Consider the following 20353-nt stretch of genomic DNA (forward strand, 5'->3'; position numbering starts at 1 on the left):
CGCCCTGCCCTTCCCCACCCGCTCCCGATGCGCCCACCCCTTCCCGGCTGGGTCCCAGTGCCGCCTCAACGCCCTCGAGACAGCACTCACGGCCAGCCGGGTGGACCGCCGCCGGCTGGGTGGTTTGGCGGGCTGGGTGGCTCGGCTGGCTCTCAGGGGTGCTCCGGCGGGCCGAAGGCACCGCTCACGTCCAGCTGGGTGGTTCGGCTGGCTGTCAGGGGTGCGTTGGGGACGGGTCAGGTGGGGAGGGTCAGGTGGGGGGAGCGGATTACGGCGGTGAGGGACTCGTCGGGGGCTACGACGGCGCCGGGCCAGATGACGCAGCGGGTGAGGGAGCCGGATACGCGGGCGGCGGCGCCGATGACTGACTCGGTGACCGGGCCGGTCACCTCGGCGGTCGGGTCGATCAGGCTGGTGCCGGCGGCGGCGTGCAGGTTGGCGGCCAGGTAGTCGGCGGGGGTGCCGGTGTCCAGGTAGAAGCCTTCGTAGCCGATCAGCTCGAGGGCTCCCTCGGCCTCGGCGGGGCGCCAGACTGTTTGGACCAGGTTGCTGGGTACGTCGGCCAGGTGCCGGACGTAACGCCAGGGGAGCAGGGAGAAGCCGGCGAACCGGTGACCGCTGAAGCCGCCGGACTCGCCGGGGCGGCAGGGCATGGTCAGCATTCGTACGGTCTCGCCCGACCATCCCTCGAGCAGCGCGGCGATGTCCTTGCCGGGTTCCCGGAACGGGTCGACGAGGTAGGCGTCCGCGTTGCCGACCAGCACTCCGCGCCCGTCGATCCAGCCGCGGAGCCGGCCGACGCCGCCGGAGGTGCCCAGGGGGCCGTCGGGTTCGACGGAGAGGTGAGCGCGGGTGCCGACGTGCTCGACGACCTGGTCGGCGAGGTAGGCGGCGTTGACGGCGACGTTCGCGGTGCCGGAGAGGCCGGCACCGGCCAGCCGGCGCAACGCGTGATCCAGCAGGGGGAGGTTGCCGACCGGGCAGAGGGCTTTCGGCACCGCCTCGGTGAGCGGGCGCAGGCGCTGCCCCTCGCCGGCCGCGAGCACCACACCGCAGACGGGAACTGCCGCAGCGGTCACTGCTGACGCTCCCGGGCAGCCGCCGAGCCGGGCGAAGCCGAGTCGGAGGAAGCCGAGTCGGAGGAAGCCGAGTCGGAGGAAGCCGAGTCGGAGGAAGTTGCAGGGCCAGAGGAAGAAGCAGAGCCGGAAGAGGAAGGAGGGGAGCCGGGAACGGGCGCGTCGTAACTGCCGGCGGAGATGGATGGAGGGAGCTCGCCGGAGCGGGGACCGATGCCGTAGATGCCGAGCAGCCGCTCGGTGGGCCAGGTGAGCCGCGGCAGGTCGTCGACCGGGAACCAGCGGGCCTCCAGGACCTCGCCGCCGTCGACGGCCAGGGTGGTGCTGGAGGCGGGCACCCATCCGAACCAGACGGTGTCGACCACGCCGCCGTTGGGATGAACGACGGCGTTCGGGTTGCCGGGGGTCAAATCCGAGTGCTTCAGGCGTACACCTGATTCTTCGAAAAGCTCGCGCGCCGCACCCACAGCGGGCAATTCACGGCGCTTGAGCAGGCCGGCCGGAAGGCCCCAGCCGCGCCCTGGCGGCTGGCGCAGCAGAAGGATGCGCCCGGGGTCGGTGGCCTCGCTGTCGCGGAGGATCGTGACGGCGCCGACCAGGTATTTGGGGGAGACCATGCGGGCGATGTGGCGGCGCACCGGCAGTGGCAGCCCGTAGAAAGCCTGATAGGCGAGGCCGCGGAACTGCCGAGGAATGTTCACGCGGACAAGGCTAACCGGGCGCGCTGTGTGCCTCAGTCGGGGTGGTCGACGAGGGCGATGAGCTGCTCGACCACGGCGTCCGGTTCGAGGGTGCGCTCGCAGACCGCCACCAGCAGTGTTTCCAGGTCGGGGTAACCGAGCTCCTCGGCGAGCCGGCGCAGCGGCACCTCGCTGGCCAGGCCGCGGTCGTGCTTGCGGAGGGTGAGCCCGATGGTGGCGCGGCCGAGACGGACCTTGTCGGCGATGCTGATGCCGGGCTCGTTCGTCTCGTCGAAGTATCTGTTGATCTGCATCTGCGCCTGGCTGGACTTGACGAAGCCGAGCCATTCCCGGCGGGGGCCGCGCGGCGCGTTCGGCTCGACCTCGACGTGCCCGTCGGTCTCGGAGAAGATCTCGACGACGTCACCGTCGCGCAGGGGGGAGCTGAGGGGGGCGAGACGTCCGTTGATGGTGGCGGCGAGGCACTGGTCGCCCTGCTGGGGGCCCAACTCGTACGCCAGGTCGACGGGGGTGGAGGCACTGGGCAGTTCGTAGGCGTTGCCGTGGGCGAACACGGTGATCTGGCCCTCGGCGAGGTCGCATCGCAGTGAGTCGAGGAACTGGCCGGCGTCGGTGGCGTCCTGCTGCCAGTCGAGAACCCGTTTCAGCCAGGTGAGCTGGTCGGAGCCCGGTGGCTCGTCCGCCACCTTGGGATATCGATAGCTGGTGGCGACGCCATACTCCGAGTATCTGTGCATGGTCTCGGTGCGGATCAGCACTTCGACCAGCCGCCCCTCCGGCCCGACAACCGTGGTGTGCAGTGATCGGTACAGGTTGTTCTTCGGCGAGGCGATGAAGTCCTTGAAGCGGCCGGCCACCGGGCGCCACTGACCGTGGATCGCGCCGAGAGCGGCATAACAGTCGGTGTCGGGGCCGTCCACCACGACCGCGAGGCGCGGCAGGTCGAGCGGGACGTTGTGGCCGCCGGCGACGGTGTCTTTCCAGATCGAGTAGTAGTGCCGGGGGCGGGGGGTCACCGCGGCGTCCACCCGGGAGCGGCGCAGGGACGCGCGGGCCTTGGCGGAGACGTCGGCGAGATATTCGTTCCACCCGGGGCGGTTCTTGACGTGCTCGTCGATGCGCGCGTAGGAATCCGGCTCGAGGTGGAAGAGCACCACGTCGTCGAGGTCGCGCTTGAGGGCCTGGATGCCGAGCCGGTCGCAGAGCGGGACCAGCACGTCGAGCGTGGCGGTGGCGATCCGGGCGCGGGAGGCGGGGGAGCGGGCGTCGAGCGTGCGCATGTTGTGCAGGCGGTCGGCCAGCTTGATGACAAGCACCCGGACGTCCTTGCCGGCCGCGACGATCATCTTGCGGATCGTCTCGCCCTCGGCTGCCTTGCCGTAATACGCCTTGTCGAACTTGGTCACGCCGTCGACCAGGTGGCTGACCTCGGGCCCGAAGTCGCCGTGCAGCGCCTCCAGGGTGTAGCTGGTGTCCTCCACGGTGTCGTGCAGCAGCGCGGCGACCAGGGTGGTGGTGTCCATGCCGAGCTCGGCGCAGATCTGCGCGACGGCGAGGGGATGGGTGATGTAGGGATCGCCGGACTTGCGGAACTGGCCCCGGTGCATGCTCTCCGCGATCGCATAGCTGCGGCGGACCACGGCGACGTCGGCGGAGGGGTGGATGCTGCGATGCGTCCGTGTCAGCGTGGCGACCGGGTCGTCGTCGTTGCCCTGGAAATTGAGCAGCGAGCGGAGCCGCTGGGAGAACGACAGGTCCTTGGGCGGCACAGTCCGGGCAGCGGTCGGCAGCGCACGACCGAGAGCGGCGCCGTGGCCGGCGTCGACGTCCACCCGGACACCCCCTCACCGATCGTCCACGCCTCAGCTGAAGCGTGGAGTCGCCCCCGCGGTCTCCCCGCAAGCGAAGCACCTGAGGGGCCTGTTCGCCAAAGGCATCAAGCCACCAAATGAGGTGAATCACCGCGAGCGTCGCGCGTGCCTTACAGCCTAAGCGAGCGAGCGTCATCCGAACGGTCAGTTACCGATAGGCGAACGGTCGAGTCTTGGGCGGAGGCGGCGGTCTCCGCCCTGGTGAGAAGCCCGGCGAAACGCGCGGCGCCACGAACCGGTGACACCCAGTCGCCGACAGTTTCCACCAAGCGGGTGTCGGGGCGCTCCAGCCACGACAGGATCCGCTCGGTTTCCTCGGCCGTGGCGGCCGGCACCGGGCCCGGTCCTGGCAGGACCGTCTCGGCCGTGAGCCGGGCGGCGTCCAGGGTGGGCCGGGGATGCTCGCGGGGTGGCGAGGTGGCCGCGGCGGCCAGCCGGCCGTGCCGGACGACCGAGATCTCCCAGCCGCCCTTGCCGTCACGCCGGGCCGCCACGATCTCCGGCATCCGCGTCAGGGCGTCCAGCCGCTGCATCCGGATCAGCGCGCGGAGCAGGGCGATCAGGCGGGAGCGGATGACGGCTGCCTCCTCGTAGCGCTGGCGGTCGGAAAGGGTCTCGATGCGCTCCAGGATGGCGGAGACGACCGGGCCCGGGTCACCGGACGTGGCTGTCCGAAAGGGGAGGGCGGCACGAACGTCGTACTCCTCGGGGGAGATCTCGTGCTCGCAGGGCGCCGGGCACCGCCCCAGCTCGGCCAGGGCGCAGGCCGGCGTGCGCGTGCGCAGCGAGAGCTTGTGGTTGCACTGCCGCAGGGGAACGGCGTCGTAGACACCCGCGGCGGCCAGCTCTGCCGTGCGCCGCGACGAGAACGGACCGAGATAGGTCGCGCCGTCGTCGGCGAACCGGCGGACCACCGAGAGCCGGGGAAATGCCTCGGCGGTCAGCTTCAGCCAGACCACCCGCTCCGGATATTTCGACCGGCGGTTGTACGGCGGGGCGTGCGCCGCGATCAACCGCAGCTCCCGGACTTCGGCCTCCAGCGAATGCGCGCACTCCACCGCCTCGACCCGGACCGCGGCGGTGAGCATCTCGGAGATGCGGGCCCGTTTCTCACCGGCGGTGAAATAGCTCCGGACCCGGGTCGCGATGTCCTTCGAGGTGCCGACGTAGAGCGGGCGGTCGTCGGCGGCCCGGAACAGGTAGACGCCCGGCACGTGCGGAAGCCCGTCGGCCAGGTGACGCTGGCGGCGCTGGGCGGGCGTCACCGCCTTGGCGAACTCGATCGCGTCGCCCAGGGTGTGCACCCGGAAGCTGCCCAGCCGCTCGATCAGCCCGTGCAGCACATCCACGGTGGCTTTCGCGTCGTCCAGGGCGCGGTGCGTGGGCGTCACCGTGGACCGGAAGAAGTGCGCGAGGGTGCCCAGCTTGCGGTTGGGCACCTCGTCGCGGGTCAGCGCCCGGCGGGCCAGGGCCGCGGTGTCGAGGACCCGCATCTGCGGCCACGGATAGCCGTGGCGGGCGCAGGCGGCCTTGAGGAACCCGACGTCGTAGGGCGCATTGTGTGCCACCAGGACCGCGCCGCGCAGGAATTCCAGCAGGGTGGGCAGAACCGTCTCGATCGGCGGGGCGGGCCGCAGCATTGCCTCGGTGATGCCGGTCAGGACGGTGATGAAGGGCGGCAGCGGCTCACCGGGGTTGACCAGGGTCGCGAACTCACCGAGCCGGGCACCGGCGCGCACCTTGACGGCGCCGATCTCGGTGATGCCGGCGCCGTCAGCGGCGCCGCCGGTGGTCTCCAGGTCGAGCACCACGAACGTCGTGTCCGCCAGGGACAGCGCCGCCGGATCGACCGAGCCGTCGGCGGTCAGCAGCGTGTCCAGAGTGCCCTGCACGTAGGCCGGTTGTGTCACGGGCGGCAACATTAGAGAGGGGGTACGACAGAAACTCCGGCCCGGGGTCCCCTCTCGGGTTCACGCTCACCCTCCGCTCCAGGTCCGCCCGGGTTTCGCCCGGCTTTTGGCCGGCTTTTGGCCGGGGAGAAAAGATCACTTGCTCCGAGCGGCAATTAGGTCCTGACCGGTGTGAGAATGGGTGGATGTCCGCGCCGCTAGACCCCGAGAACCGCCCCGATGACGAGGTGGCGCCGGATGCTGCGGACTTCACGCCTGAGCCGGTCCTGCCGGAAGCCGTCCGCCAGCGGATCATGACGCTGGCCGCCGCCGCGCTGCCCGGCCTGCCCGCCGACGAGATCCCGGTGCCGCTGCGCCGGGTCGCCCGGTTCGCACCGAATCGCCGGGCCCGGCTCGGCGGCCGTGACATCGCCGCCCAGCTGGTCGCCGACCCGCTGTTCCGGCAGCGCATCGGCGCCCGCATCGTGACCGAGGCCGGCGACCTGGGCGCGGCCGTGACAAGCGGCGTCGCCCCGGCCGCCGCGGATCCGGTCGAGGTCGCCGCCCTCGCCTACCTGGCCCGTCCCGTGGGCTGGCGGGAGATGATCGACGCGGCCGGCAACGCGGTCCGCGCCGAGGCCGACACCGCCGCGATCGCCGGGCAGGTGCGAGCCGCTGAGCAGCGTGCCCTCCGGGCCGAGCACGACCGGGCGGTGGCCCGGGCCGAGGCCGACAAGCTGCGCGACGAGCTCGCCAAGGTCAGCCAGGAGCTGGGCCAGCTGCGTGAGGAGTCGCGGACCACGGCGAAGGCCCTGCGCGAGGCGCAGGCCGCCCAGAAACGGGCGAGCGACCTGCTGGCGACGGAGAAGGGGAGGGCGGCGCGGGCCGTCCTCGACCATGAGGCAGAGGTACGGCGTATGCGCACCCGCCTCTCCGATGCCGAAGCCGCCGCCGCCACCGGCAAGCAGGCGTCCAAGGATGCCCGCGCGGTCGACGACGCCCGCCTCTGGCTGCTGCTCGAGACCATCGGCCAAGCGGCCACCGGCCTGCGGCGCGAGCTCGCCATCGGGCCGGTCGAGAAGCTGCCCGCTGACTTCGTCGCCGACACAGCGGCCGACCGCCCCGGCGCTCCCGAGCGCTCCCGGGCCCGCGCTCAGGACACCGACGACCCCGGCCGCCTCGACCAGCTGCTCGCCCTGCCCCGGGCACACCTGGTCGTGGACGGCTACAACGTGACCAAGCGCGGCTTCGCCGACATGTCGCTGGAGCAGCAGCGCAAACGGCTGATCACCGGCCTGGGCGGGATCGCGGCGCAGACCGGTGACGAGATCACCGTGGTGTTCGACGGTGCCGAGCGGGTGCACGGGCTGCCGCCCGCGCCGCGTGGCGTCCGCGTGCTCTTCTCCCGCAAGGGCACCACCGCCGACGAGCTGATCCGCCAGCTGGTCCGGGCTGAGCCGCCGGGCCGTCCGGTGGTGGTGGTCTCCTCCGACCGGGAGGTGGCCGACGGGGTGCGCCGACACGGTGCCTATCCGATGGGTGCGGATTCGCTGCTGCGCCGCTTGTCCCGCTCGTGACTTGCGCTGCCGGTTCGCTGGTGGCTCACGCTGCCCGTCCGCACGTGACTCACGCTGCCGGTTTGCTGGTGGCTCACGCTGCCGGATTGCTCGTGGTGAAAACTGTCGTACCCCTCGCATAGCGTCACTGTCACCGATGGTGATCGGCGCATGCCGGTCCTCCCCGGAGGAGGGGTAATGATCATCGACTGCGGACGGTGTGCGGAGCGCACCGACGAGTGCAACGGATGCCTGATCAGCGTGCTCAACGAGACGCCCGACGGCATTGCTGACCTGACGCCCGGCGAGCTGCGGGCGATCGAGATGTTCGAGCTCGCCGGGTTCGAGGTGGAGCTGCTGGAGACGCCACCACCCCCGGTGGTGGTGCCGATGTTCCCGGCCCGCCGCAACGTAGCGTGATCATGGACGGTGGGGTTCTCTAGGATGTCGGGCATGACGCGGGCTTGGGCTTTCGGCGCCTTCATCGGGCTGCTCGCTGTGCTGGTCGTCTTCGCCGTGCTGGTGGTGCCGTGGCAACGCGCCCCGGCGCCGCGCGCCGACCAGCTGGCCGCGCTCGAGCAGCTGCCCGCCGACCAGGTGGCCCGGGGCCGGGCCTTCCACGCCGAGCTGCGCCCGGGCAATTACCTGGGCATGGGTCTGGGCCTGCTGATCGTGCTCGTGCTGGGGCTGACCCCGCTCGCCGCCCGGCTGGTCGAGATGGCCGGCCGCCCGTTCGGCGACCACTGGCTGGCGCGGGCGGTGCTGGGCGGGCTCGCCGTCGTCCTGGTGGCCGAGGTGGTCACCCTGCCGCTGGCGGCGTGGCGGCACACCATCGTGGTGCGCTACGGGATATCCACCCAGAGCTGGGCCGCCTGGGCGGTCGACCTGCTGAAGTCCTATGCGGTGGGTGCCGTGATCGGCGGGGTCGTGCTGGCCGGTTTCTTCACCGTCACCCACTTCGCGCCCCGTTGGTGGTGGGCGTTCGGTGCGGCGGGTGCGGCCGGGCTGGTCGTGCTGCTCTCGTTCGTGCTCCCGGTGGTCGTCGAGCCGATCTTCAACCGCTTCACCCCGATGCCCGACGGTCCCCTGCGGGCCGAGCTGCTGACCCTCGCCGAGCGCGACGGTGTTCCCGTCAAGGACGTGCTCGTCGCCGACGCGTCCCGGCGCACCCGGGCGGTGAACGCCTATGTGTCCGGCCTCGGCCCGACCCGCCGGATCGTCGTCTACGACACCATGCTGACCGAGGCCACACCGGACGAGGTGGTCTCGGTGACCGCCCACGAGCTGGGCCACGCCAAGGACAACGACGTCCTGATCGGCACCGTCCTCGGTGCTCTCGGCGCGGCCGTCGCCGTGATCGCCCTCTACCTGCTCGGCTCCTGGGGCTGGCTGCTGCGCCTGGCCGGCGTCGACTCCATCGCCGAGCCCCGGGCGATCGGCCTGCTCCTGGCCGTCACCACGGTGGCCGGCCTGGTCGCCGGCCCGGCCCAGGCCTTCGTCTCCCGCCGCGTCGAGGCCCGGGCCGACACCCACGCCCTCGAGCTCACCGCCGACCCACAAACCTTCGAGGCGATGCAGCGCCGCCTCGGCAGCGTCAACCTCGCCGACCCCGACCCACCGCACTGGGAGCACGCCATGTTCGCCTCACACCCGTCCACCGTGCAGCGGATGGCCGCGGCCCGCGCCTTCGCCCGCGGAGCCCGCTGATGGGCACGGCCCGTCCCCGCGGCCCCCGGGGCCCGCTGATGGCTGCGGCCCGTCCCCGCGGGCCCCGGGGCCCGCTGATGGGCGCGGTCCGCGCCTTCGCCCGGGGGGCTTGCTGATGGGGCGCACGCTGCTCGTCACCAATGACTTTCCGCCTCGGCCCGGTGGGATTCAGCAGTTCCTGCACAACCTGGCGGTCCGGCAGCCGGCGGGTTCGGTGGTGGTCTACTCGTCGACGTGGCGTGGTGCCGCCGAGTTTGACGCTGAGCAGCCCTTCGAGGTGGTGCGCGAGGACACCGGGATGCTGCTGCCCACTCCGGCCGTCGCCCGCAGGGCCGCCGAGTTGGCGCGGGCGCACGAGTGCGACACCGTCCTGTTCGGCGCCGCGGCACCGCTGGGGCTCCTCGCCCACGGTCTGCGCCGCGACGCCGGGGTGCGGCGGGCCGTCGGGATCACCCACGGCCACGAGACCGGGTGGGCGGCGCTGCCCGGCGCGCGGAGCCTGCTGCGGCGTATCGCCCGGGGCAACGACGTGATCACCTACCTGGGGGAGTACCAGCGGACCCGCCTCGACCGAGCTCTGCACGGGCTCACCGACCTGCGCCGGCTCGCGCCCGGCGTGGACGTCGACACCTTTCACCCCGGCGTGGACGGTTCCGCGGTCCGCAAACGGTACGGGCTCACCGACCGCCCGGTCGTCGTGTGTGTCTCCCGCCTGGTGCCCCGCAAGGGCCAGGACATGCTGATCCGTGCCATGCCGCTGATCCGGCGGCGGGTTCCGGGGGCGGCGTTGTTGCTGGTCAGCGGCGGGCCGTACCGGAAGAAGCTCGAACGTCTGGCCCGCGAGCACGACGTCGAGTCCGACGTGGTCTTCACCGGCTCGGTGCCGTGGCCGGAGTTGCCGGAGCACTACGCGGCCGGCGACGTCTACGCGATGCCGTGCCGCACCCGGGCCGCCGGGCTGGATGTGGAGGGCCTCGGCATCGTCTATCTCGAAGCGTCGGCCACCGGCCTCCCGGTGATCGGCGGCGACTCGGGTGGGGCGCCGGACGCGGTTCGCGAGGGGGAGACCGGCTATGTGGTCGGTGGGACGGATGTCGCGGCGATCGGCGGGCGGGTGGCTGACCTCCTCGCGGATCCGGAGCGGGCGCGGGCGATGGGTAAGGCGGGGCGGGCCTGGGTGGAGCAGGAATGGCGCTGGGAGAGGCAGGCTGCCCGCCTCACCGAGCTGCTCCAGGGAGCCTGACGTTCTGCTGCGGCGCGCCGCAGACGTGATGAGGTCACCGGCGCGCCGCAGACGTGATGAGGTCACCGGCGCGCCGCAGACGTGAGTGAGTGGGACGGGCACGTTAAGTCGGTGGACGTGCTCGGCCGCGCGGCGTAGGAACGGAACTGGGCTTCCGGCACGCGTAGGACGCGTGCCGTCCGTGCGTCGCGCGCCCAGCCGCGCTTGCGGAGCTCCGCTGACGGACCCCCGGACGGAGGCCCGATGCCGGACCCCACACCTACCGCATCCCCGGAGCCTGCCCGAGACGGTGGCGCATCCGACCCCGACCAGGCTCCGGCCACCGGCGGGGACGACACGCGGCCGGCCGAGAACGAAGCCGCGGATGGGAAAGACGCCCGGCCGGCGGGAAACGGAGCCGTCGGCGGAGGAGACGCGGGGCCGGCCGAGAACGGAGCAGGGGGCGAGGAAGGGGCGCGGGCCGAGACCGGAGCCGGGGGCGGGGATGATTCGGCGCCGGCGGGGGTGGCGGCGATGCTGGAGGAGCAGGATGGCGGGGAGTTGGAGCTGCCGTACTGGCTGACCAGCACCGAAGAAGCCGCCAACACCACCTTCCTGCAGATGCTGCGCCGCCTTCCCCGGCTGCTGCGGGAGGCCTGGCTGCTGGCCTGGCGGGCGAGCCCCCGCACCACAGCCGCTGTCCTGACACTCCAGCTGGCGGCGGGTCTCGCTGCGGCGCTGGGGCTGATCAGTGTGGTGGGTGTCTTCGAGGGGCTGCTGCAGGCCGGTCCGACACCTGAGCGAGTGCGTGCGGCCGTACCGTCGCTGGTTCTTCTGATTGTGGCTCTTGCGGTGCGCGGCCTGCTCTCGTCGGCCGCGACCGCGGCGCATGGCCGGCTGTCGCCGATGGTGTACGAGGCGGCGGAGATGCGCCTGCTTGATCTCACCACCCGCGTTGATCTGGCGACGTTCGACGATCCGGAGTGGCGGGACGCCATGGAGCGGGCCCGGGATCGCGGGATCATGGCCGCTCAGCAGGTTGTTGATCACGGTATCGAGGTGCTGACGAACGTGGTGGGGCTGGCCGCCGCGGCGGGGGTGCTCGCCGTGCTGCATCCGGCGCTGCTGCCGATGCTGGTGCTGGCGGTGGTGCCGACCGGGTGGGCGGCGGTGCGGTCGGCGCGGCTGGGTTACCGCAGCCAGCTGCGGCTGATCGCGGTCTGGCGGCGGCAGCGGATGCTCGCCTACCTGCTGGCGGCGCGGGAGCCGGCGGGGGAGTTGCGGGCTTTCACGGTACGGAGGTTCCTGCTCGCCGAGGTGTCCCGGCTGCTGCGCATCTCCACGAAGGAGGAGCAGCGCGTTGTCGGCAGGCAGGTACGGACGAACCTGATCGGTCAGGCGCTCGGCGGGCTGGCGACGGGTCTGGCGTACGGGATGCTGTGCTGGCTGCTCTGGACGGATCGGATGGACCTGGCCGCCGGCGGTGCGGCCGCGTACGCGATCAATATCGGTATCGGCAAGCTCAGCGAGGTGGCCTTCACCGCGAACCGGGTGTACGAGCAGGGCCTGTATTTCGCGGACTTCCAGGGTTTCTCCGAGATGTCGGAGCAGCATGCCGAGCCGTCGCCGGACCGGCGGGCACCGGAGCGGTTCGGTGAGATCCGGCTGGACGGGGTGACGTTCAGCTACCCGGACGCGGAACGGCCCGCGGTGAAGGATGTCAGCCTGACCCTGCGCCGCGGGCAGATCATCGCGCTGGTGGGTGAGAACGGCTCGGGCAAGTCGACGCTGGCGGCCGTGCTGGCCGGCCTCTACCGGCCGCAGCGGGGGACGGTGCACTGGGACGGTGTCGACGTGACCGGGCTGCATCCGGAGTCGATCCGTGAGCGGATCGCCGTGGTGATGCAGGAGCCGACCCGGTGGCCGCTGTCGGCGCGGCTCAACATCGCGATCGGCAGGCACGACCGCCCGGCTTCCCTGGATCAGGTACGGGAGTCGGCGCGGTCCGGTGACGCGCACGAGTTCGTGATGGAGCTGCCGCGGGAGTACGAGACGCTGCTGTCCCGGCACTTCACCGACGGGGCCGACCTGTCCGGCGGGCAGTGGCAGCGGCTGGCGGTGAGCCGCGCGTTCCACCGGGACGCGCCGCTGCTGATCTGCGACGAGCCGACAGCGAATCTGGACGCGCGCGCCGAGCACGACGTCTACCGCCGGTTGCGGGATCTGGCGGCGGGGCGCACTGTCGTGCTGATCACGCACCGGATGGCGAGTGTCCGCGAGGCGGACCGGATCTACGTGCTGGATCACGGTTCGGTGATCGAGGAGGGCGATCACGACGAGCTGATGGCGGCTGACGGTCTCTATGCGCAGCTGTTCACCCTGCAGGCCAGCGCCTATCAGTCGGCGTGAAGGCGTGTCATAGTTCACCCATGGAGCCGGTGGGTTTGGCCGCGGTCGGTGTCGTGCTGGCGGCGGGCGTGGCGGTCGGGCTGTGGCGGCGGCGCACCGACGGCCGCCTGCGGTCACTTCCGGAAAGGCACAATCAAGAGATGAGCGCTTCGGGTACGACCGGCGAGCGCCTCGATCCCGCCCTGCTGGAGCGGCTCGGGGTGGGCCCGGCACCCGCCACGCTCCTCCAGTTCTCCACGGCGTTCTGCGCACCGTGCCGTGCCGTGCGCCGGGTCAGTGCCGAGGTGACCGCTCTGCTCCCCGGCGTCCAGCACGTCGAGGTGGACGCCGAGAGTCACCTTGACGAGGTGCGGGAGCTCGGCGTTTGGCGTACCCCCACTCTGTTCGTGCTGGACGCCGACGGAAGGGTGACCAAACGTGCGACAGGCGTGCCCACCAAGCCGCATTTGATCGCCGCGCTCGCCGGCGTGCTGCCCTGAGCCAGACCGGCGACGGCTTGGGTCAGGGCAGCGACGGCTGGGTCATGCCGGCGACGGCTTGGGTCAGGGCAGCGACGGCTGGGTCATGCCGGCGACGGCTGGGTCAGACCAGCGACGGTGACGGTTCCGGGACGCCGCGGGTCAGGTTGCGGCTTCCGCGGATCAGCAGCTGGGACGCGGCGGAGGCGAAGAGCACCACCGCGCAGCACGTCAGGACCCGGTCGGTGCCGAATCGTTCGGACAGCGGCCCGGCGAGCGCGTTCCCGATCGGCATGGCGAGGAACGAGGTCAGGTAGTCCCAGGACGAGACCCGTCCCAGCATCCGTTGTGGCACGTTGTCCTGGATGGCGGTCTCCCAGGCGACGTCGAAGAAGATCAGTCCGCAGTACCCGATCATCGCGCCGGCCAGGACCGCGGTCAGGGTGCCGGGCCAGACGTACGCCATCGCCCACACCGGCATCAGCAGCAGCGCCAGCCATCCGGCTCGCAGCAGCCGGCGCGGCCGGAACCGCATCGCCAGCGCGGCTCCGAGGAACCCGCCCAGTCCCTCGGTCGCGGCGATCAGGCCGATCGCGTGCGCGCCGCCGAGCCGCTCGACGGCGACCACCTGCACCAGGACCAGGATCATGCCGTTGGCGATGTGGTAGACGGTGGCGCCGAAGAGCCCGCCGATCAGCCAGTCGCGGATGCGGATCTCGTGCCAACCGGCCGCTAGCTCACGGAGCATCGGTTCGCGGGCGCCGCGGTCCACGCGTACCCGAATGGACACGGCCGCGACCAGCGATGCGAGGAAGCTGACCGCGTTGACCGCGAAGCCGGCCGGCGCGCCGAAGGCGGCGACGGTGATCCCACCCGCCATCGGACCGGCGATGCCGCACGCCGTCTGCAGCATGCTCAGCGTGGCGTTCGCCTGCTGGCGCCGCCCGGCCGGAACCACGGCGGGTTTGATCGCGGTCATCGCCGGGGTGAAGAAGCTGCCCGCGCCGGCCGAGACCACGCTGAGCGCGCAGAGCAGCGCGAGGTGATAGCCGCCGGTCGCGAACATCGTGGCCATGCCGGCGGTGGCGATCATCCGGACCAGGTCGGAGACGACCATGACCCGCTGCGGCTGGAGGCGGTCGGCCCAGACACCGCCGAAGAGCGTGCCGCAGAGCATGGTGACGACCGACGTGGCCATCACCAGGCCGAGGTCGCCGGCGCCGCCGCCGGCCGTGACGACCGCGACGGCGAGGGCGACGGTCTGGAAGCCGTTGCCGACCCAGGAGAGGGCCTGACCGGTGGCCAGCAGCCGGAAGTCACGAGTCATGCTCGAATATTAGTTCACCATCTAACTATTAGCAATCGAATAGTTAGAGCCATGGCAGACTGGTGGCATGGAAGACGGAGTGGATCAGCATGTGGCCCGCTGGGCGACGTTCTGGAAGGACGAGCCCGCGTTCGCGCCCGAGGTCGAGGGCGCGCTGGTCCGGATGAAGAAGATCCTTCAGTGGATCGAGCGGTCCGACCTGGCCGCGTTCGCCGGATCCGCCGACGACTTCACGTTGCAGGACTACAAGACCCTGCACGTGCTCATGGTGCAGCCGTGGCCGACCGAGGCGACGCCGGCGCAGCTGGCCGAGGCGGCGAACGTGACGCGTGCGGCGATGACCAGCCGGCTGGACCGCCTTGCTGAAGCGGAGCTGATCACCCGCCAGGTCGACGGTGCGGACCGGCGGCGGGTGCTGGTCCGGCCGACGAAGAGGGGCCGGGAGATGTGGAACCGGTACATCTTTGAAGGAATCGCCCGGGATCGGCGGGCCCTGAGCGCCCTCTCCGAAGCCGAGCTGATCCAGCTCAACACCCTGCTCCGGAAAGTCCTACTATCCCTAGATGATTAACGGACTGGATCCCCGCGGGCAGCGTTTCGCCGCCGTGCTCACCACGGTCGTCGTCGCGCTCGTGCTGATCACCGGGTCGGGCCTGCTCGCGCTCGCTCAGGCGATCGTCTTCGCGATCACCGCCCACGACCCGCGGCGAGGCCCTTACCCGCTGATCTTCCGCGCGCTGGTGCTGCCCCGGCTGGGCCCGCCCGCCGAACGCGAGCCGGCCGCGCCGGTACGTTTCGCCCAGCTCGTCGGCTGCGCGTTCCTGAGCGTCTCCGCGGCGGGGTATCTCTGCGGTGCGGAGACGCTGGGTCTTGTCGCCGCCGCGTTCGGACTGCTCGCGGCCTTCCTCAACGCGGCGTTCGGGCTGTGCCTCGGCTGCGAGGCGTATCTGGCGTTTCGCAGGCTGAAAACTGGAAACGCCGAAGATGCCCGAAACGCCTAGAACGTCGGCGCGTCGAGGCCCCGGAGCGCCCGGAATCTCAGCGCCTCGCGGCCCGAAACGCCCGGAATCTCAGTGCCTCGCGGCCCGAAACGCCCGGAACCTGGGCGCGTGGAGGCCCCGGAGCGCTTGGGATTTCGGCGCGTCGGGGGCCGGAACGCTCAGAACTTCGGCGCGTCGGGAGCTTCGAGCAGGCCGAGGCGGAGGGCGGTCATGAGGGCCTGCGCCCGGTTCGCCGCGCCCAGCTTCTCGTAGAGCTTCGAGATGTGGGTCTTCGCCGTCGACTCGGAGACGAAGAGCTGCTTGGCGATCCCGGCCACGCTCATGCCGTCGGCGAGCAGGCGGAGCACCTGGCCCTCGCGCGGCGAGAGCTGTGGGCCCGATGGGGCGAGACGGCGTTTCATGGCCTCGGCCAGATCGGCGGCGGTGAACGCGCTGGGCGCCGACGCGGCGTGCCGTGCGGCTGCCACGACCTCGTCCGCCGGTGCGGTCTTCGGCACGAAAGCGCTGGCACCGGCCTCGAGGGCGCCGAAAAGCTGGTCGTCGCCCGCATACATCGTCAGGACCACGATGCCCATGTTCGAGTTGTTCTTGCGCAGGGCGCGGGTGGCCTCGAGGCCACTGCCGTCGGGCAGCCGCAGGTCCATGATCACGACGTCCGGCTGCAGCGCACCGGCCTGGCGCACCGCTTCCGCCGCGGTGGCGGCCTCTCCGACGACCTCGAACTGCCGGTCGCGTTCGAATGCGTGTCGCAGCCCCTTACGGATCAGGTCGTGATCGTCGACTAGGAGGACCTTGGTGCGCCCCGTCGGCGCAGGACTGGTCGACATGCTCGGGTTACTCCCCTTCTGGAGCGGAAACGCTATCCCGCACGCTATCGCGCCGAGGTGGGGTTCCGAGTACTACGGCGACGGTTGTCCCGCTGGGGTGTCGCGGCGTGATCTTGAGACGTCCTCGGATGCGTTCAGCGCGCTCGGCCATGATGGTAAGGCCGTAACGGCCGTCCGGGCGCTCGTCGGCGAACCCCTTGCCATCATCGGACACTTCGATTTCCGCGTAGGGCGGGTCGACGGTGCACGTGACCCAGAGGTTGGAGGCGCCGGCGTGCTTGCGCGCGTTGGTGATCGCCTCCTGCGCGATCCGCAACAACTCCGCCTCGGTGGCGGCGGGCAGCCGCGCTGTCGACTCGTCGAACGTGAAGTGCACCCGCAGGCCGGCGCTCGTGCCCAGGGTCCTCGCATATTCCGCGATGGCGGCGGCGAGGCCACCGTTGCGGTCGACCTCGGAGCGCAGCTCGAACAGGCTCAGCCGCAGCTCGGTGATCACCCGGGTCACCTCGGCGCGCAGCACCCGCAGCTCCTCGGCGGTCTCCTCGGCACCCTCGGGCAGGGTCGCCTGCGCGTTGTCGATGCCGTAGCCGACCATCACCAGCTCCTGGGCGACCCCGTCGTGGATCTCCCGGGCCAGGCGCTGGCGCTCCTCGTTGGTGGCCAGCGAGCGCACGTCGTCGAAGAGCAGCGCGGCCTCCAGCCGCAGCGCGGCCGGGCCGGTCACCTCGGTCACCTGCTGGACCACCACCGACGGGTACGCCCCCGGGGCGTCCGTCTCCAGGATGACCAGCCCGATCGTCCGCACGCCGGCGACCAGCGGCACGACGAGCGAGGAGACCTCGCCGCTCTGGTGCGTGCGCCCCTGTGAGCGGCTGGCGACCTGCGGCTGCTGGGTGGCCCAGGCGTCGGCGATCGCCGAGTCGGCGTCGAGGGTGGTCTCCCAGTCGACCCGCTCGGCCCCGGTCTGCGCCAGCACGACGAGCCGGCCGCCGCCGCTGGCCGAGAGCACCGCGGCCCGATGGCCGGGCGCGACCGCCCGCAGCTCCTCGAGCAGGTGCTCGGAGATGCCGCCCGGGTCGAGGGTGGCGCCGGGAAGCGAACGGGCCACGCTGCGGAGCTGGGTGAGCAGGCGGGTGGCCTCCGCATAGGGCTGCGGTGTCGGCTCCGGCGGCTGGAGCAGCTGGCGCATGGTCTCGGCGGCGAACGTGATGATCGCGCCGAGCACCAGCCACTGCCCGCAGGCCACGAGATAACCCGGTTGGGTGAGGGTGGGATGCCCGTTCGAGCTGTTGGTGACCCCGCCGATCACCATCGCCACCGCGGCGACACCCAACAGGGCCGCGCCCTCGGTGTGCCGGCGGTGCAGCGCCGCGGTGAGCAGCGGCACCGCCAGGTAGGGCAGGATGGCCTCGGCGCCGAAGCCCGCGTCCAGAAGCCCGACACCGTCGGCCGAGGCGGCGATCGAGCCGGCCGCCAGGCCGGTGACCACGACCTCGGCGAACCGGCCGAGCGGCACGAGGACCGGGTGCTCACGGGCGACGAAGGCGGGCACCGCGGCGACCGCCAGCAGGGCGATCCAGACGAGCTGACCGGGATCCTCGGTGGCGGTCAGCGTGAGGACGGCGACCAGCACGAGCATGACGACGCGCGCCACCGCTTCGGCGGGACGCAACCGCGTGGGACCACTGGCTTGGGCTGGCACCTGACGGATGGTAGCGGTCGGGACCGACATCGGCCTGCTGGCAGCCACGCCCCGGGGGAGTGCACTGTCGTACACAGCGGGTAGCCTCCGGTGCATGGCGGACACCTCGACACAGTCGATTCAGGTCCATGCGCCCCTGGCCCGGGTCGCGGCGGTGATCTGCGACTTCCCGCGATACCCGGAGTGGGCCGAGTCGATCAAGCAGGCCGAGGTCCTCGAGGAGTATGAGGACGGGTTCGCGGCGCAGGTCCGCTTCCAGATCGACGCGACGGTGCTGGTCGATGAATACACGCTGGAATACGCGTATGCCGACGACCTCTCCCGCATCGAGTGGCACCTGGTCGAGCCGTCGAAGACGCAGCGGTCCCAGGAGGGCTCCTACGACCTGGTGGAGAACGCCGACGGCAGCACCACCGTGACGTATTCCCTCGCGGTTGACCTGGCCATCGGAATGCTCGGCATGTTCCGCCGCAAAGCGGAGAAACTCATCATGGACACGGCGCTCAAGGAGCTCAAGCGCCGGGTCGAGAGCATGCCCGCGGACTGACCGCGGGCCGAGGGGAGCGCAGATGGCCGGTTCAGCGCGCGAGGAGGCCGAGCGGCTGGTCGCGACGTTCCTCGCGAGGGCGGCGGCGAGCGGCCTGGGCGACGCGGTCGGCGGCCGCGATTCCTCCTCGAGAACGACAGGATCAAGTACAGAAGGATCAAATACCAAAGCTTCTGGTACGCGGGAAGCAGACGTTCTGGGCCTTCTCGGTGAGTCTGTGGCCGGACTTGTCGGCATGGTGTCCAACGCCGGCGGCCATTCGGGCACCTGGTCGACCGGGAGTGCGGAGTGCTGCGTCTGCCCGGTCTGCAAGGTGATCGCCGCGATGCGCGACCCGAGCCCGGAGACGGCCGAGTGGCTCGCCTCCAGCGCCGGTGACATCGCCACCGGTGTGGCCGGGCTGATGCGCGCGTTCTCGGGCATCGCCGGTGACCTGTCCCGCCCGCGCTCGGCGGCTCCCCGCCCGGCGACGCGGTCCGCCGACTCGGACGGGGTCCGTCCCGGCGCGGCGCGATCCGGTGACCCGGACAAGAACTCGTCCACCGCGACGCGGCCCGCCGACTCGGACGGGGTCTGGTCCAGTGCGACGCGGTCCGGTGAGACGGCGCGGGGCGAGACTGGCGAGACGCCGGGCGACGATCCTTCGGTTGATCCCTGGGCGGCCGTCTCCGCCGAGAGTGCCCGTGAGGCCGCGGCGGCGGCGAAGGCCAGGGCGGCCGCCGCTGAACAGGCGGTGGCGCGCGCTGTCGAGCAGGCACGCGCGGCCGCGGCTGCCCGGAAAGCGGGCGCACAGGTACGAAGTGGCCGGGCTGGTGACACCGGCGTTCCGCGTACCGGATCCGGGTCTGATGTCTGGGCCATGGCCACCGCGGAGGCCGCCGCAGACGACGCGGCCTCGCCCCGTAGCGTGGATCATGACCTGGGCGCTTCGGCGCCCGAGGACCGCGACGCGGCACCGGGCGACGGCGCCCGCGCCGGCGACGCGGTGTGAACTGAACCTTTTTCAGCGTGGTCAGGGCCCGGCGCCGGCGGACGGCCCGGCGCCACCGGCTCGATGCCAGGTTGAAAACGGTTCTCTGTTGCAGAGGGGACGGGCAGCGTGACGCTGACCATCGGAATCGACGTCGGCGGTACCAAGGTGGCCGGTGGCGTGGTCGACGAGTTGGGCAACGTGCTCGCGTCGAACCGCCGGCCGACCCCGGCCGACGACCCGGCCGGCACCCGGGACACGATCGTCGAGGTGGCCGCCGAGCTGGCGGCGCAGTACCCGCAGGCGACCGCGATCGGGATCGGTGCCGCCGCGTGGATCGACGCCGCCGGTTCGACAGTGTTGTTCGCGCCGAACCTCGCCTGGCGTGACGAGCCGCTCCAGGCCTACGTGACCAAGGCCGTCGGCCTGCCCACCGTGCTCGACAACGACGCCAACGTGGCCGCCTGGGCGGAGTTCCGGTTCGGCGTCGCCAAGCACGCCGACGACTCGATGGTGATGATCACCGTGGGGACCGGGATCGGCGGTGGCATCGTGCTGAACCGCAAACTCTGGCGCGGCGCGAACGGCATCGCCGCTGAGCTGGGTCACATCCAGTCGGTTCCGGACGGGCACCCGTGCGGCTGCGGCCGGCTCGGCTGCCTGGAGCAGTATGCGAGCGGCAACGCCCTGGTCCGTTTCGGCCGGGCCGGTGCCCGCCAGGAGCCCGAGCGCGCCACGAAGCTGCTCGAGCTGGCCGGCGGCGACGCGCTGGCGATCACCGGCCGCCAGATCACCGAGGCGGCGCGGGCCGGTGACGGTGTCGCCATGGACGCGTTCGCGCAGGTCGGCTACTGGCTCGGGGTGGCACTCGCCGACCTGGCGCAGAGCCTGGACCCGCAGATCCTGGTGATCGGCGGTGGCGTCATCGACGCGGGGCCGCTGCTGATGGGCCCGGCCGAACGGACGTACCGGGACCAGCTCGCCCAGCGCAACCGGTTCCCGGTGGCCGAGGTCCACGCGGCGCAGATGGGCAACGTGGCAGGTGTGGTCGGCGCCGCCGACCTGGCCCGGCACACGGTTTAGGCGGTAC

General features: G+C 71.6%; 17 protein-coding genes and 1 pseudogene. 11 read left to right on the forward strand and 7 right to left on the reverse strand.

Translation table 11 applies throughout. From position 1 onward, the window contains the following. Positions 1-236: 236 nt before the first annotated feature. The 4 genes and pseudogenes from ACFQV6_RS42645 to ACFQV6_RS42660 form a co-directional block, all read right to left on the reverse strand. Complete coding sequence (locus tag ACFQV6_RS42645; protein WP_378033442.1) at positions 237-1079, reverse strand: NDP-sugar synthase; 843 nt, start codon at positions 1077-1079, stop codon at positions 237-239. Between the two features lie 176 nt (positions 1080-1255). Then, positions 1256-1777: pseudogene (locus ACFQV6_RS42650) on the reverse strand (NUDIX domain-containing protein); the annotation flags it as partial. Positions 1778-1809: 32 nt separating this feature from the next. Continuing rightward, positions 1810-3609 carry a RelA/SpoT family protein gene (locus ACFQV6_RS42655; protein WP_378033443.1) on the reverse strand — a complete coding sequence of 600 codons (1800 nt, stop codon included), beginning with the start codon at positions 3607-3609 and terminating at the stop codon, positions 1810-1812. 149 nt (positions 3610-3758) lie between these two features. Beyond that, positions 3759-5558, reverse strand: coding sequence for a DEDD exonuclease domain-containing protein (locus ACFQV6_RS42660; protein WP_378033444.1), 1800 nt, complete (start codon positions 5556-5558; stop codon positions 3759-3761). Positions 5559-5743: 185 nt separating this feature from the next. On the opposite strand from ACFQV6_RS42660, the gene ACFQV6_RS42665 reads away from it, so the two are divergent. The 6 genes from ACFQV6_RS42665 to ACFQV6_RS42690 all read left to right on the forward strand — a co-directional run bounded on the left by ACFQV6_RS42665 (position 5744) and on the right by ACFQV6_RS42690 (position 12910). Then, the gene (locus ACFQV6_RS42665; RefSeq protein WP_378033445.1) at positions 5744-7114 is read left to right on the forward strand and encodes an NYN domain-containing protein; all 1371 of its coding nucleotides are present in this window, start codon (positions 5744-5746) and stop codon (positions 7112-7114) included. 177 nt (positions 7115-7291) lie between these two features. After that, positions 7292-7513, forward strand: a complete 222-nt coding sequence (locus tag ACFQV6_RS42670) for a hypothetical protein (protein WP_378033446.1) — start codon at positions 7292-7294, stop codon at positions 7511-7513. A 33-nt stretch (positions 7514-7546) separates the two neighbouring features. Further along, the gene (locus ACFQV6_RS42675; protein ID WP_378033447.1) at positions 7547-8800 is read left to right on the forward strand and encodes a M48 family metallopeptidase; all 1254 of its coding nucleotides are present in this window, start codon (positions 7547-7549) and stop codon (positions 8798-8800) included. A gap of 115 nt (positions 8801-8915) precedes the next feature. Next, the gene (locus tag ACFQV6_RS42680; RefSeq protein WP_378033448.1) at positions 8916-10043 is read left to right on the forward strand and encodes a glycosyltransferase family 4 protein; all 1128 of its coding nucleotides are present in this window, start codon (positions 8916-8918) and stop codon (positions 10041-10043) included. 513 nt (positions 10044-10556) lie between these two features. Continuing rightward, entirely contained in the window at positions 10557-12431 is a 1875-nt protein-coding gene (locus ACFQV6_RS42685) for an ABC transporter ATP-binding protein (protein ID WP_378033449.1), read from the forward strand. 20 nt (positions 12432-12451) lie between these two features. Continuing rightward, positions 12452-12910, forward strand: a complete 459-nt coding sequence (locus ACFQV6_RS42690) for a TlpA family protein disulfide reductase (protein ID WP_378033450.1) — start codon at positions 12452-12454, stop codon at positions 12908-12910. Between the two features lie 103 nt (positions 12911-13013). Here ACFQV6_RS42690 and ACFQV6_RS42695 read toward each other — a convergent pair whose 3' ends face one another. Beyond that, the gene (locus tag ACFQV6_RS42695; RefSeq protein ID WP_378033451.1) at positions 13014-14216 is read right to left on the reverse strand and encodes an MFS transporter; all 1203 of its coding nucleotides are present in this window, start codon (positions 14214-14216) and stop codon (positions 13014-13016) included. Positions 14217-14283: 67 nt separating this feature from the next. On the opposite strand from ACFQV6_RS42695, the gene ACFQV6_RS42700 reads away from it, so the two are divergent. After that, positions 14284-14787, forward strand: a complete 504-nt coding sequence (locus tag ACFQV6_RS42700) for a MarR family winged helix-turn-helix transcriptional regulator (RefSeq protein ID WP_378033452.1) — start codon at positions 14284-14286, stop codon at positions 14785-14787. Next, positions 14780-15217 carry a DUF4395 domain-containing protein gene (locus ACFQV6_RS42705; RefSeq protein WP_378033453.1) on the forward strand — a complete coding sequence of 146 codons (438 nt, stop codon included), beginning with the start codon at positions 14780-14782 and terminating at the stop codon, positions 15215-15217. The genes ACFQV6_RS42700 and ACFQV6_RS42705 overlap by 8 nt, the downstream gene beginning before the upstream one ends. A 158-nt stretch (positions 15218-15375) precedes the next feature. On the opposite strand, the gene ACFQV6_RS42710 is transcribed toward ACFQV6_RS42705, so the two are convergent. Beyond that, complete coding sequence (locus tag ACFQV6_RS42710) at positions 15376-16044, reverse strand: response regulator (protein WP_196415199.1); 669 nt, start codon at positions 16042-16044, stop codon at positions 15376-15378. 7 nt (positions 16045-16051) lie between these two features. Beyond that, on the reverse strand, positions 16052-17746 hold the full coding sequence (locus tag ACFQV6_RS42715; RefSeq protein WP_378033454.1) for a GAF domain-containing sensor histidine kinase: 1695 nt from the start codon (positions 17744-17746) through the stop codon (positions 16052-16054). 94 nt (positions 17747-17840) lie between these two features. Between ACFQV6_RS42715 and ACFQV6_RS42720 the strand changes: the two genes are divergently transcribed. From ACFQV6_RS42720 to ACFQV6_RS42730, 3 genes are all read left to right on the forward strand, one after another. After that, on the forward strand, positions 17841-18293 hold the full coding sequence (locus tag ACFQV6_RS42720) for an SRPBCC family protein (protein ID WP_378033455.1): 453 nt from the start codon (positions 17841-17843) through the stop codon (positions 18291-18293). Between the two features lie 217 nt (positions 18294-18510). Next, positions 18511-19284: a hypothetical protein gene (locus ACFQV6_RS42725; RefSeq protein WP_378033456.1), complete on the forward strand. Its 774-nt coding sequence runs from the start codon at positions 18511-18513 to the stop codon at positions 19282-19284. A 108-nt stretch (positions 19285-19392) separates the two neighbouring features. After that, positions 19393-20346, forward strand: coding sequence for an ROK family glucokinase (locus ACFQV6_RS42730; protein WP_378033457.1), 954 nt, complete (start codon positions 19393-19395; stop codon positions 20344-20346). The last annotated feature ends 7 nt before the right edge of the window (positions 20347-20353 follow it).

The sequence above is a fragment of the Actinoplanes sp. GCM10030250 genome (assembly GCF_042666575.1).
GTDB lineage: Bacteria > Actinomycetota > Actinomycetes > Mycobacteriales > Micromonosporaceae > Actinoplanes.

Bases quoted from the DNA above. Each gene is read 5' to 3' on its own strand.
- ACFQV6_RS42705 (WP_378033453.1), top strand. From the start codon at position 14,780: ATGATTAACGGACTGGATCCCCGCGGGCAGCGTTTCGCCGCCGTGCTC.
- ACFQV6_RS42665 (WP_378033445.1), top strand. From the start codon at position 5,744: ATGTCCGCGCCGCTAGACCCCGAGAACCGCCCCGATGACGAGGTGGCG.
- ACFQV6_RS42680 (WP_378033448.1), top strand. From the start codon at position 8,916: ATGGGGCGCACGCTGCTCGTCACCAATGACTTTCCGCCTCGGCCCGGT.
- ACFQV6_RS42710 (WP_196415199.1), bottom strand. From the start codon at position 16,044: ATGTCGACCAGTCCTGCGCCGACGGGGCGCACCAAGGTCCTCCTAGTC.
- ACFQV6_RS42685 (WP_378033449.1), top strand. From the start codon at position 10,557: ATGCTGGAGGAGCAGGATGGCGGGGAGTTGGAGCTGCCGTACTGGCTG.
- ACFQV6_RS42690 (WP_378033450.1), top strand. From the start codon at position 12,452: ATGGAGCCGGTGGGTTTGGCCGCGGTCGGTGTCGTGCTGGCGGCGGGC.
- ACFQV6_RS42720 (WP_378033455.1), top strand. From the start codon at position 17,841: ATGGCGGACACCTCGACACAGTCGATTCAGGTCCATGCGCCCCTGGCC.
- ACFQV6_RS42695 (WP_378033451.1), bottom strand. From the start codon at position 14,216: ATGACTCGTGACTTCCGGCTGCTGGCCACCGGTCAGGCCCTCTCCTGG.
- ACFQV6_RS42675 (WP_378033447.1), top strand. From the start codon at position 7,547: ATGACGCGGGCTTGGGCTTTCGGCGCCTTCATCGGGCTGCTCGCTGTG.
- ACFQV6_RS42670 (WP_378033446.1), top strand. From the start codon at position 7,292: ATGATCATCGACTGCGGACGGTGTGCGGAGCGCACCGACGAGTGCAAC.
- ACFQV6_RS42700 (WP_378033452.1), top strand. From the start codon at position 14,284: ATGGAAGACGGAGTGGATCAGCATGTGGCCCGCTGGGCGACGTTCTGG.